This window comes from Microbacterium sp. AG157 (assembly GCF_003385695.1).
GTDB lineage: Bacteria > Actinomycetota > Actinomycetes > Actinomycetales > Microbacteriaceae > Microbacterium > Microbacterium testaceum.
Genome location: NZ_QRDK01000002.1, coordinates 409,438 through 422,018, shown reverse-complemented (window position 1 = coordinate 422,018; position 12,581 = coordinate 409,438). Strand labels below are relative to the sequence as shown.

Genomic DNA, 12,581 nt, shown 5'->3' with positions numbered 1-12,581 from the left:
CGCCGCCGTGATCAGGTGCCGGCCAGGGCCATGTGCACCTGGTAGCGGTCGCCGCGGTACCACGACGTGACGTGCTCGACCGGGGTGCCGCTGGCACGCGAGGTGCGGCGGAACACGAGCACGGGCGACCCGGCTGAGACGTCGAGGGCCGTCGCCACACCGTCGTCGACGGTCTCGGCCCACACCGTCTGCTCGGCGGCGTCGATGCGCACCCCGTACCGCTCGGCCAGCACCCCGTAGAGCGAGGTGCTGAGGTCACGCTCGCCGAGGTCCGCGGCCACGCGCGGCGAGTACCAGCCGAGCTCGAGGGCCATCGGGATGCCGTTGGCCAGGCGGAGCCGCTCGATCGACCAGGCCTGCTCGCCCTCGTCGAGGCCGAGGGCGGCGCGAACGTCGAGGGGCGGCGTCGCGCGCTCGGCGCGGCGCACCAGGGTGGTGGCGACCATCCCCCGGCGGCGCATGTCCTCTGTGAACGAGGCGAGGTGCAACTGCGACTGCACGCGCCCACCCGCGACGAAGGTGCCCTTTCCCTGGACGGTGTAGAGCTTCTGCTCCTCGATCAGCTGGCGCAGTGCCTCACGTACGGTCGCACGGCTCACCGCCAGTCGCGTCGAGAGTTCTCGTTCCGAGGGGATCGCCGCGTGAGCGGGCCAGGTGCTGCCGATGTCGGCGAGGAGGATCGCGCGCACCTGCGCGTGCTTGGGGACCGGCCCGGGGGTGATTGCGGCGGGCGGGCTGTCGGCATCGCGGAGACGGGGCATGGCGGCGTCGGCTTTCGATGTTGACACGGTCGCCCCAGGCCATTAGCTTCACTGGTACGTACCAGTCCGAGCCAGTGGGCGGATCGTGCGGCGGAAGGTCGTTCCCTACCAGCCTAGGCGTCTCGGGTGGTGCGTACCGCTGACCCGCCGTCTCACCGAGGAGTGCCCGTGCCCGACATCCTGTCCCCGCTCGTGGGGACCGTTCTGCCCCTGTCGGCGGTCCCCGATCGGCTGTTCGCGCAGGGAGCCATGGGCCCCGGCGTGGCGATCGACCCGCCCGCCGAGGTCGTCGACGCGGTCGCCCCCCTCGCCGGCACCCTCCTGCAGGTCTTCCCGCACGCCTTCGTCGTCGTCGCCGACGACGGTCTCGCCGTGCTCGTACACCTCGGACTCGACACCGTCCAGCTGAAGGGGGAGGGGTTCACCGCCTTCGCGGCGAAGGGGGACCGTGTCGAGGCCGGCGCCCCCGTCATCGCCTTCGACGTGCCCGCGATCCGGGCCGCGGGCCTGTCGAGCATCGTCCCCGTCGTGGTCCTCGAACGCTCCGCCGACGAGATCGCCGTCCTTCCCTCCGAGGGGGCCGCGATCCTTCCCGGCGCCCCGCTCCTGTCCATCTGATCCGCTCCGTCACCGTCGAGAGAGACCCCATGAGCGCTCCCACCCCCGCCACTCGCCGTCGCGGCATCCCGGGCTTCGCCCACATGCAGCGGCTCGGCAAGAGCCTGATGCTGCCCATCGCCGTTCTGCCGGCGGCCGGCATCCTGCTCCGTCTCGGTCAGCCCGACCTTCTGGGCCAGATCGACCTGCCGGTCATCGGACCCTTCTTCCAGGCGATGAGCGCCGCCGGCGGCGCGCTCTTCGACAACCTCGCGCTGCTGTTCGCCGTCGGCGTGGCGATCGGCTTCGCGAAGAAGGCCGACGGCTCGACCGCACTCTCGGCGGTCGTCGGCTACCTCGTTCTCGCCAACGTCTTCAAGGCCATGTCGCCGGTCGTGCTCGCCGGGCAGACGACCGCGGCGGGCGAGCAGGTACAGATCAACTACAGCGTGTTCGGCGGCATCGTGATCGGACTGCTCACCGCCTGGCTGTTCGACCGCTACCACACGATCCAACTGCCGTCCTACCTGGGCTTCTTCGGGGGACGTCGCTTCGTGCCGATCGTCGTCTCGCTCGTCAGCCTCGTCGTCGGCTTCGGGCTCAGCTACTTCTACCCGATCTTCGACACGGGCCTCACGGGCCTCGGCGCCTTCATCGGCGGCACCGGGGCGATCGGCGCTTTCGTGTACGGCTTCACCAACCGCATGCTGATCCCTCTGGGCCTGCACCACATCCTCAACTCGTACGTGTGGTTCCTGCAGGGCTCGTACACGAAGGGAGACGGCAGCGTCGTGACGGGCGAGCTCACCCGGTTCGCCGCCGGCGACCCCACCGCCGGCGCCCTGACTTCGGGGTTCTACCCGGTGCTGATGTTCGGCCTGCCGGCCGCGGCGCTGGCGATGATCCACCTCGCCAACCCCGCTCAGCGCAAGGCCGCGATCGGCATCCTCGGTGCCGCGGGGCTCACCGCCTTCCTGACCGGGGTTACCGAACCGCTCGAGTTCGCGTTCATGTTCGCCGCGTTCCCGCTGTACGTCGTGCACGCCGTGCTCACGGGCATCTCACTCGCCGTCGCCTATCTCCTCGACATCCACCTCGGCTTCTCGTTCTCGGCCGGCCTGTTCGATCTGCTCCTGTACGGAACCGCCCCCGCGGCGAACAACGTCTGGCTGCTCGTGATCATGGGCGTCGTCTACTTCGGCGTGTACTACCTGCTGTTCCGCCTGGTGATCAAGAGATGGAACCTGCGGACCCCGGGCCGCGAGGATCTCTCCGCGCCGACCGATGACGCTCCCGCGGTGGTCGCCGAGACGGCCGCCCCCGCGGAGGGGACGTCGCCGAGCGCACAGGCCACCGCCGCGACCACGACGACCGCCGTCGCCGAAGGCTCCACGGCCGAGCAGCTCATCGCGGCCTTCGGCGGGCGCGAGAACCTCGTGCACGTCGACGCCTGCATCACCCGCTTGCGCATGGAGGTGGCCGATCGCGGGCTGGTCGACCACGCACGCTTGAAACAGCTCGGCGCCGCGGGCGTGCTCGAGGTCGGCGACAATGTGCAGGCCGTCTTCGGCCCTCGCGCCGAGATGCTCAAGAACGACATCCTCGAGGTGCTGTGATGCAGAGCGGATGCCGATTCCTCGGCGCCCGAGCGAGAGAGGGGCTGTGATGGAGGTCGTCGTCGTCTCCACCCCCGAGGAGGCCGCTCGCGTGGCCGCCGATGCCTACTCGGTGCTCCTGCGCGACACCCCTTCGGCGGTGCTCGGTCTCGCCACGGGATCGACGCCCCTGCCCCTGTACCGCGAGCTCATCCGCCGCCATCGCGAGGAGGGGCTGAGCTTCGCTCGAGCGCGGGCGTTCCTGCTCGACGAGTACGTCGGTCTTGCGGCCGGACATCCGGAGCGCTACCGCGAGTTCATCCGCGGCGAGCTGGAGCAGCACGTCGACTTCGCCGCCGACGCGATCGTCGGCCCGGGCGATCTCGACGTCGCGCCGCTCGACGCCGGTCCCGCGTACGAGCAGCGGATCCGCGCGGCGGGCGGAATCGATCTGCAGATCCTCGGCATCGGCTCCGACGGGCACCTCGCCTTCAACATGCCCATGTCGAGCCTGGCCAGTCGGACGCGTCTGAAGACTCTGACGCCCCGCACACGTCAGGACAACGCCCGCTTCTTCGACGGCGACATCGATCAGGTGCCCACCCACTGCCTGACGCAGGGTCTCGCGACCATCCTCGACAGCCGTCACGCGATCATGCTGGGCTTCGGGCGGGGCAAGGCGCAGGCCGTGCGCGAAGCCGTGGAGGGGCCGCTGTCGTCGCGGTGGCCCGCCTCGGTGCTGCAGCTGCATCCGCACGCCACGGTGGTGGTGGACGACGACGCCGCGAGCCAGCTCGCCTTCGCCGAGTACTACCGCACGACCTACGCCGGCAAGCCGGCGGGGCAGGGGCTGTGATGCGCCTGCGTGCCGCCCGCGCCCTCGTGGGCGGATCGTTCGTGGGGCCGATCGTCGTCGATGTCGCCGCGGGGCGGATCGCCCGCATCCGTCCGGCGACGGGGGGCGAGGACGTCGATCACGACATCGTCGACGGCGTCCTCACGGCGGGGATGCTGGATCTCCAGGTCAACGGCTCGTTCGGCGTCGATGTGGCAGCGGCCGACGACGCGGGCTGGCGGAGTCTTCTCGCCGGTCTCGCGGCCCGCGGCGTCACAGGTGTCGAGCCGACCGTCATCACGGCGCCCCTGCCCGACATGATCGGCGCTCTCGAACGCGTCGGTCGCGCGCGCACGGAGTTCGCCGGTGAGCCGGTCGCGCGCATCCTCGGGGCCCATCTCGAGGGGCCCTTCCTCTCTCCCGCCCGCAAGGGTGCCCATCGCGCCGCGTGCATGCTCGCACCCGAGCCCGCGCATCTCGACACCCTGCTGGCGCGCCCCGCCGCCCGAGACGCCCTGCGCACGATCACGCTCGCGCCCGAGCTCCCCGGCGCGCTCGACGCGGTCCGCCGCTTGAGCGGAGAGGGCTATGTCGTGGCGGTCGGCCACAGCGACGCCACCGCCGCGCAGGTGCACGCCGCCGCAGACGCGGGCGCGACCATGACCACGCACGTCTTCAACGCCCAGCGACCCCTCAAGCCGCGCGAGCCGGGCGTTCCCGGCGCGGTGCTGTCCGACGATCGGTTCTTCGTCGGCACCATCGTCGACGGCCAGCACCTCGATCCGAGCGTCGTCTCGCTCGTGCTCGCCTCGGCCGGTCGTCGCACGGTGGCGGTCACCGATGCCATCGTCACGGCGGGACTCGGCGCCGACCGGTGGTGCGACTTCGGCGGACAACCCGTGGCCAACGACGCGAGGGGACTCGGCCGCCGCCGCGATGGCACGATCGCCGGTGCGGGCATCGTCCTCGACGAGGGCGTCCGTCGCATGATCGCCGCGGGACTGGACCCCGCCGCCGTGCTGTCGGCCTGCACCGAGAACGCCGCGCGCTCCCTCGGACGCACCGACATCGGCCACCTCGCCGAGGGATCGCTCGCGGATCTCGTGCAGTGGGATGCCGACTGGCATCCGTCCTCCGTATGGATCGGCGGACGCGCCCTGTCGGCGACAGTCCGCTGAGGCCTTCCGCCCGCCCTCGCCACTACGCTGGAAGGGCGGCGCTCCGGGCGTTCGCGCCACCGCACCCCGATCTGGAGCCAGCCGTGACCGACAGCCCCGACCTGCCCGACCTCACCGGTTTCCAGGGGGTCCTCTTCGACCTCGACGGGGTGCTCACCCCCACCGCCGAGGTGCACATGCGGGCGTGGAAGACGATGTTCGACGAGCTGTTCGCGGCATGGAAGATCGAGCCCGCCTACACCGATCGCGATTACTTCGAGTACGTCGACGGCAAGAAGCGCTACGACGGGGTGGCGAGCCTGCTGCGCAGCCGCGACGTCGAGGTCCCGTGGGGGGAACCCTCCGACGATCCGTCCGAAGACACCGTCTGCGGCGTCGGCAACCGCAAGAACGAGGTGTTCTCGCGGATCCTCCGCAGCGAGGGCATCGCGCCCTACCCCGGTTCTGTCGCCCTCCTCGACGTGTTGCAGGCCGCGGGGACCCCCATCGCGGTGGTCTCCAGTTCGAAGAACGCCGTCGAGGTCCTCGACGCCGCCGGCATCCGCGAGCGCTTCCCCGTCGTGATGGACGGCGTGATCGCCGAGCGCGACCACCTCTCGTCCAAGCCCGCTCCCGACGTGTTCGCCGAGGCCGCACGTCTGCTGGGCGTCGACCCCGCGCGATCCGTGGCCGTCGAAGACGCGCTGAGCGGCGTGCGCTCCGCCGTCGCCGCAGGCTATGGCGTCGTCGTGGGCGTCGACCGCGGGGTCGGCGCCGACCAGCTCCGCGCCGCCGGGGCCACCGTGGTCGTCGACGACCTCGCCGCGTTCGTAGACTGAGCCGTCGCCACCCGCGACACCCGTCGTCGCCCGCCCCACGGGCGAGACCGAGCACCACCCGCGCGAACGGCCCGAGGCCGCCCCGCGCCGACCCGAACCTGCCACCGGAAGGCACGCCCCGATGATCGATCGCGATCGCTTCCCCGTCGACGAATGGCGCCTCGTCGAGACCGAGTTCTCGCTCGACGACGTGGGGGTCACCGAGACCCTGTTCGCCGTCGGCAACGGCTACCTGGGCCTGCGCGGCAACTCCATCGAGGGCCGCTTCGCGCTCGAGCAGGGCACGTTCATCAACGGCTTCCACGAGACGTTCCCCATCCGGCACGCCGAGCAGGCCTACGGCTTCGCCGAGGTCGGCCAGACGATCATCAACGCCCCGGATGCCAAGGTCATGCGCGTCTACGTCGACGACGAGCCCCTTTCGCTCGACGTCGCCGACGTACGCGAGTACGAGCGCGTGCTCGACATGCGCCAGGGGATCCTCCGTCGCCATCTCCTGTGGGTCACGCCCTCGGGCAAACGCGTCCGCATCGAGGACGAGCGCTTCGTCTCGTTCGACGAGAAGCACCTCGCCGTCCTCCGTCTCACCGTGACGGTGCTCGATGCCGACGCCCCGGTCACCGTGAGCAACCAGCTGCTGAACCGCCAGGACGGCGAGGGGATCTACGGCGGCTCGCCCATGGCATCCAAGCAGTCCGGTTTCGACCCGCGCAAGACCGAGAGACTCAGCGACCGGGTGCTGCAGCCGCGCGAGTACTGGCAGGACGGCAACCGCTCGGCGCTGAGCTACGAGGTCAGCGAATCGAACATGACGCTCGCCGTCATCGCCGATCACCTCGTCGAGACCGAGAACGAGTACACCTCGCGTCAGCTCATCGAGCCCGACATCGCCAAGAACGTCTATCGCGTGCACGCGAAGGCCGGCGTGCCCACGACCATCACCAAGCTCGTGAGCTATCACACCTCGCGAGGTGTCCCCACGGGCGAGCTCCTCGACCGCTGCCGCCGCACGATCGACCGTGCCGTCGAGACGGGGATCGACGGGCTCGTCGAGAAGCAGATCGCCTGGTACGCCGACTTCTGGGACCGCTCCGACGTGCGTATCGGGGGCCACGGCGACCTGCAGCAGGCCACGCGCTGGTGTCTGTTCCAGCTGGCGCAGGCCGCGGCCCGGGCCGATGGGCAGGGGGTTCCCGCCAAGGGCGTCACGGGTTCCGGATACAGCGGCCATTACTTCTGGGACACTGAGGTCTACGTCCTCCCGTTCCTCGCGTACACCTCGCCGCTCTGGGCCCGGAACGCCCTGCGCATGCGCTACCTCATGCTCCCCGCGGCCCGAAAGCGCGCGCACCAGCTCAACGAGGCGGGAGCCCTGTTCCCCTGGCGCACGATCAACGGCGAAGAGGCATCGGCGTACTACGCCGCCGGCACCGCTCAGTACCACATCAATGCCGACGTCGCCTTCGCGCTGGCCAAATACGTCCGCGCGACCGGGGACGAGGAGTTCCTCGCCCGCGAGGGCGTCGACATCGCCGTCGACACCGCCCGCCTGTGGTCGACGCTGGGGTTCTGGCGCTCGAGCGACGCGGTCGATGAGGGCGAGCACGACTCCTTCCACATCCACGGCGTGACCGGACCCGACGAGTACACCACCGTCGTCAACGACAACCTCTTCACCAACGTCATGGCGCGCTTCAACCTGCGCTTCGCGGCGCGCACCGTCCGGGATCTCGCCGAGAACAACCCCGAGGCCTACGCCCAGATGGCCGACCGCATGAACCTCGATCCCTCCGAGCCCGAGCGCTGGGACAAGGCGGCCGAGGCCATGCACATCCCGTTCAGCGAGGCCCTCGGCATCCATCCCCAGGACGCCGTCTTCCTCGAGCGCGAGATCTGGGACCTCGAGAACACCCCGCCCGACCAGCGTCCACTGCTGCTGCACTTCCACCCGCTGGTGATCTACCGCTACCAGGTGCTCAAGCAGGCCGATGTGGTGCTCGCCCTGTTCCTGCAGGGGAATCACTTCACGGATGCCGAGAAGCTCGCGGACTTCGAGTACTACGACCCGCTGACCACGGGCGACTCGACGCTGTCGGCGGTCGTGCAGTCGATCCTGGCGGCCGAGGTGGGCTACCAGGACCTCGCGCTCGAGTACTTCCGTCAGGCCGCGTTCGTGGATCTCGGCGACCTGCACCACAACGCCTCGGACGGTGTGCACGTGGCGTCGGCCGGCGGGGTGTGGACCGCGCTCGTCAGCGGCTTCGGAGGCATGCGCGATCACTTCGGTCTGCTCACCTTCGACCCGCGCCTGCCCGCGGACTGGCCCGAACTGTCGTATGTGCTGCACTGGCACGGCACGCGCCTCGACGTCACGCTCACCGAGACCGCGCTGACGCTGCGCGCCGGAGGAGAGGGCGCGCCCGTCACCTTCGCCGTGCGCGGGGTGGATTACACCGTGGCTCCCGGCGAGATCGTGCGCGTCGCGCTGCACGGGCAGGGCCCGGTGCGACCGGGGCGGCCGTCGATCCGCCAGCTCGAGGGGTCGGTACGCGAGGACGGAACGCTGCTGTCGGCGTCGGTGCCGATCGTCACGACGGCGATCCCGATCGTGAGCGACGACGACGGGCCGATCGCGGTCGGGCTCGACGGCGGTTTCTGATCCTTTCGAACGCGGCGGCATCCTCCGGGATGTCGTCGCGTTCGGCGTTTCCGGGTGGATATCGCGCGTCGGGTGGATACCGCGCGTCGGGCGGATGCCCGGGGCGTGCCGGGGGATACCGGGGTCGGTGAGGGTGCCGGGGCTCGTGGCGCGGTGTCCTCGCCCGGCGGGCGACGGGAGGTCCGTCTTCCCGTACCGCTCTTCTCGGCGCACGGGAGGAGAAACGGGGAGGGGAGGATGCCGCGAGCCGGTCGAGTCCTCCGTAGCCGCATTCTCCTCCGCTCCCCGTGGCTCGGCGGTCCATCGTCGGGGTCGCGGGGGTCGATCCGCGCGCGCGAGGTGTCGATGACGAGGACGGCGGAGGCGATGTCGGAGGGACGCCGTAGGCTGGTGGGGTGACGACAGCCCTGTACCGCCGATACCGCCCTGAGGCGTTCGGCGAGATGATCGGGCAGTCGCAGGTGACCGAGCCGCTCATGACCGCCCTGCGCAGCGACCGCGTCGGTCACGCGTATCTGTTCTCGGGTCCGCGCGGCTGCGGAAAGACCACGTCAGCCCGTATTCTCGCGCGCTGCCTCAACTGCGCGGCCGGCCCCACCGACACCCCGTGCGGCACGTGCGACAGCTGTGTCGAACTCGGTCGCGGCGGCGGCGGATCGCTCGACGTGGTCGAGATCGACGCGGCGAGCCACAACGGTGTCGACGACGCCCGTGACCTGCGCGAGCGCGCGATCTTCGCCCCTGCCCGTGACCGCTTCAAGATCTTCATCCTCGACGAGGCGCACATGGTGACCCAGCAGGGCTTCAACGCCCTGCTCAAGCTCGTCGAAGAGCCTCCCGCGCACGTGAAGTTCATCTTCGCGACCACCGAGCCCGAGAAGGTGCTCGGCACGATCCGCTCGCGCACGCACCACTACCCCTTCCGACTCGTTCCGCCCGCGGCGATGCTCGAGTACGTTCAAGAGCTCTGCGAGAGCGAGGGCGTGGGTGTCGAGGCAGGCGTCCTACCGCTCGTCGTTCGCGCCGGGGGCGGCTCGCCCCGCGACACGCTCTCGCTGCTCGACCAGCTCATCGCCGGCTCCGACGCCGATGCCGAGGGTCACGTCCTCGTGCGGTACGAGCGCGCGGTCGCGCTGCTCGGGTACACCCACTCCGAGCTGCTCGACGAGGTCGTCGACGCCTTCGCCGCGAACGACGGCGGGGGAGCCTTCGCCGCCGTCGATCGCGTCGTGCAGACCGGTCAAGACCCGCGCCGCTTCGTCGATGACCTGCTCGAGCGGCTTCGCGACCTCATCGTCGTGGCGGCGACCGGTGCCGGTGCTTCAGCGATCCTGCGGGGCATCCCCGACGACGAGTTCGATCGAATGTCGCGTCAGGCGACGGCATTCGGCGCTGCGCGGCTGTCGCGCACGGCCGACCTGGTGGTCGCGGCTCTCGACGAGATGACCGGGGCCACGTCCCCGCGCCTGCAGCTCGAACTCCTCGTCGCCCGCGTGCTCACCCACGCCGGTATCGCCCAGGGCACGTCACCCGCGATGGCGCACGATCTCGATGCGGCGCGCGGCGGCCCAGGCGCTCCTGCACCGGTTCCGGCGACGGGACGCCCGGCATCTCCCGCGGCGGACATCGCCGCCCCTGAAACGACGCCGGCGGTCGCGAGCCCGGGCAGGTCGCGGGTTGCCGCCCCCACAACCGTGTCTCCGGCGGGCGTCGCTCCCGCGGGTCCCTCACCCTCCGGGTCTCCTTCCGGGGCTTCGCCCGTGGCTGCGCCGACGGTCGCTGCGCCCGGCGTCGCCGCGCCGACCGTGGCATCTCCCGGCGCGATCGCCTCGCCCGGGCCGGGCTCTTCTCCCACGAGTTCTCCGGCGGTGGCGTCGTCCGGTGTCGCCTCACCCGGTTCCGCATCGTCCGCCGCAACCTCGCCGCACGGCTCCGAGGCCGCTCCGGCGCGGCCCACCGACACCGAGTCGACCTCTTCCGCGCCGAGCGACGACGACGTCCCGCCGCCGTTCACCGACGACGACGCTCCGCCGCCCTTCGACGACGACGACGAGCCCTCTCCGCCCGTGTCGCCTGCGCGCACCGACCGCGGCGCGGCTGAGGCGACGGCGCTCGCCGACCCACGCTCGCAGGGCGACACTCGCGCGACAGCGGAAGCACCTTCCCTCCCCGCCGCGTCGGCAGGTGCGGGCCGTGCAGAAACGACGGACGATGCCCATCCGTTCGATACGGCTCCCACCCCGCAGACCGCGTCTCCCGAGCCCGAGAGCGACCCGGCGCCGACCGACCGGGCGGCGGCGACCCCGCCCCGCGAAGCGACCCCGCCCCGCGAAGCGACCCCGCCCCGCGAAGCGACCCCGCCCCGGGAATCGACCCCGCCCCGCGATGCTGCCGTGTCGTCCGCGTCGGAGCCGATCGAACAGCGACCCGTCCCGGCGCCGATCTCGAACGCGCCGTCCGACGACACCGAAGACGCGTCACCGCTCGACCCGATTGCGCCCACACCGCCGGCCACTCCGGTCGGTCCGATCGAGCTCGGGCACGTCCGCGACGCGTGGCCCGAGGTTCTCGGCCAGCTCGAGGTCGCGAGTCGCTCGTCGTGGCTCGTCGTCTCGACGGCGGCCGTCGCCGCCTTCGAGGGCGACGTCCTCACCCTGGCGTTCCGCACGGGCAGCGATCTCACCGCCTTCAAGACACGCACCCCCGAGGGCGGCCCGAGCGAAGACCTGCGCCACGCCATCCAGGCGGTCCTCGGCGTCCGGGTCAAGTACCTCGCCCGCCTGGAGGGGGACGGCCCCGGAGGTTCCGGTCCCGGGGGCGCGTCGCGTGGTCCTTCCGGCCCCGCGAGCGGTCCGGCGTCCGGCCCTCCCGCCCCCGCGCCGCGCTCTCCGCAGAGTTCGGCTCCATACTCGTCTTCGGTGACCGAGTGGGCCGTCGCTCCCATTCCGGCATCCGATGGTTCTGCTCCGGCCACGACGCGCGCCGCAGCGGCTCCGTCGACGGCGCTCGCGGTCGACGACGAACCCGACGAAGCGATCGCGGTCGCCCCCTCCGGGGTGCACGAGGGTGTCGTCCTCCCGCCGCGCGAGGTCACCCCCTCGGTGCCCGCGCCCGACGAGGCCGACGACGATGACGTGATCCCGCCGGTCGACGAGTCCGAGGTCCCGCTGCCGCCGGTCGTCGTTCCGCGTATGGCGCCGCTCAGCGGGGGAGTTCAGCGCTACGGCGAAGCCGTGGTGCGCCAGATGCTCGGCGCGAACTACGTGCGCGATGAACCCTACGAACCCCCGACGAGGTTCACCTGATGTACGACGGCATCGTCCAAGACCTGATCGACGAATTCGGGCGCCTTCCGGGCATCGGTCCGAAATCCGCTCAGCGCATCGCGTTCCACATCCTGCAGTCGCCATCGTTCGACGTGTCGCGTCTGTCGACGCTGCTCGGCGAGATCCGCGACAAGGTGAAGTTCTGCGAGATCTGCGGCAACGTCTCCGAGCAGGACCGCTGCTCGATCTGCCGTGATCCGCGTCGTAACGCCACCCTCATCTGCGTGGTCGAGGACGCCAAGGACGTCTCGGCGATCGAGCGCACGCGCGAGTTCCGCGGCCTGTATCACGTGCTCGGCGGAGCCATCAGCCCCATCGCGGGCATCGGTCCCGACGACCTTCGCGTGACCCAACTCATGCAGCGCCTCGCCGACGGCACCGTGCAAGAGGTCATCCTCGCGACGAATCCGAACCTCGAGGGCGAGGCGACCGCGACCTACCTCAGCCGGCTCATGCACACCCTCGAGATCCGTGTGACGCGTTTGGCATCCGGTCTGCCTGTCGGCGGCGACTTGGAATACGCCGACGAAGTGACCCTGGGCCGCGCCTTCGAGGGTCGTCGCACGCTCTGACCCGACTCGCCGCACGTGGTGATCCGATCCATCGCGCTGCTCGCAGTCCTTCGACCTGCCCCGACTCATGCTGCGACCCGGCGTACTCAGCGAGCTGAACCGGCTCGCCGCGTCGGCGCGGACGACCTCGTCACCCTGACGGCCCCCGCCTTCCCGACCAGCAGGTCGTATGAACCGGCGGGTGAACGCACCTTATGAGTTCGTGACGAATCGTTGAGGGCTGGTGAACCGCTCGTTCAC

The 12,581-nt window shown here is 70.9% G+C and carries 9 protein-coding genes; 8 read left to right on the top strand and 1 reads right to left on the bottom strand.

The window, feature by feature from the left end:
* Positions 1-11: 11 nt before the first annotated feature.
* On the bottom strand, positions 12-761 hold the full coding sequence (locus DEU35_RS07785) for a GntR family transcriptional regulator (protein WP_103206083.1): 750 nt from the start codon (positions 759-761) through the stop codon (positions 12-14).
* A gap of 168 nt (positions 762-929) precedes the next feature.
* Between DEU35_RS07785 and DEU35_RS07780 the strand changes: the two genes are divergently transcribed.
* From DEU35_RS07780 to recR, 8 genes are all read left to right on the top strand, one after another.
* On the top strand, positions 930-1,379 hold the full coding sequence (locus DEU35_RS07780; RefSeq protein WP_103206084.1) for a PTS glucose transporter subunit IIA: 450 nt from the start codon (positions 930-932) through the stop codon (positions 1,377-1,379).
* A 29-nt stretch (positions 1,380-1,408) separates the two neighbouring features.
* On the top strand, positions 1,409-2,974 hold the full coding sequence (locus tag DEU35_RS07775; protein ID WP_116239144.1) for a PTS transporter subunit EIIC: 1,566 nt from the start codon (positions 1,409-1,411) through the stop codon (positions 2,972-2,974).
* Positions 2,975-3,023: 49 nt separating this feature from the next.
* Complete coding sequence (gene nagB / locus DEU35_RS07770) at positions 3,024-3,809, top strand: glucosamine-6-phosphate deaminase (RefSeq protein WP_103206086.1); 786 nt, start codon at positions 3,024-3,026, stop codon at positions 3,807-3,809.
* Positions 3,809-4,966 (top strand): N-acetylglucosamine-6-phosphate deacetylase, encoded by a 1,158-nt coding sequence (locus tag DEU35_RS07765; protein ID WP_220340843.1) that lies wholly within the window; start codon positions 3,809-3,811, stop codon positions 4,964-4,966. Before nagB ends, DEU35_RS07765 begins: the two co-directional genes overlap by 1 nt.
* An 83-nt stretch (positions 4,967-5,049) precedes the next feature.
* Complete coding sequence (locus DEU35_RS07760; RefSeq protein ID WP_116239143.1) at positions 5,050-5,784, top strand: HAD family phosphatase; 735 nt, start codon at positions 5,050-5,052, stop codon at positions 5,782-5,784.
* A 121-nt stretch (positions 5,785-5,905) separates the two neighbouring features.
* The gene (locus tag DEU35_RS07755; RefSeq protein ID WP_103206088.1) at positions 5,906-8,443 is read left to right on the top strand and encodes a glycoside hydrolase family 65 protein; all 2,538 of its coding nucleotides are present in this window, start codon (positions 5,906-5,908) and stop codon (positions 8,441-8,443) included.
* Between the two features lie 395 nt (positions 8,444-8,838).
* Positions 8,839-11,748 (top strand): DNA polymerase III subunit gamma and tau, encoded by a 2,910-nt coding sequence (locus DEU35_RS07750; protein WP_116239142.1) that lies wholly within the window; start codon positions 8,839-8,841, stop codon positions 11,746-11,748.
* Entirely contained in the window at positions 11,748-12,341 is a 594-nt protein-coding gene (gene recR, locus DEU35_RS07745; RefSeq protein WP_103206090.1) for a recombination mediator RecR, read from the top strand. The genes DEU35_RS07750 and recR overlap by 1 nt, the downstream gene beginning before the upstream one ends.
* Positions 12,342-12,581: the final 240 nt, after the last annotated feature.

Bases quoted from the DNA above. Each gene is read 5' to 3' on its own strand.
- DEU35_RS07785 (WP_103206083.1), bottom strand. From the start codon at position 761: ATGCCCCGTCTCCGCGATGCCGACAGCCCGCCCGCCGCAATCACCCCC.
- recR (WP_103206090.1), top strand. From the start codon at position 11,748: ATGTACGACGGCATCGTCCAAGACCTGATCGACGAATTCGGGCGCCTT.
- nagB (WP_103206086.1), top strand. From the start codon at position 3,024: ATGGAGGTCGTCGTCGTCTCCACCCCCGAGGAGGCCGCTCGCGTGGCC.
- DEU35_RS07775 (WP_116239144.1), top strand. From the start codon at position 1,409: ATGAGCGCTCCCACCCCCGCCACTCGCCGTCGCGGCATCCCGGGCTTC.
- DEU35_RS07755 (WP_103206088.1), top strand. From the start codon at position 5,906: ATGATCGATCGCGATCGCTTCCCCGTCGACGAATGGCGCCTCGTCGAG.
- DEU35_RS07765 (WP_220340843.1), top strand. From the start codon at position 3,809: ATGCGCCTGCGTGCCGCCCGCGCCCTCGTGGGCGGATCGTTCGTGGGG.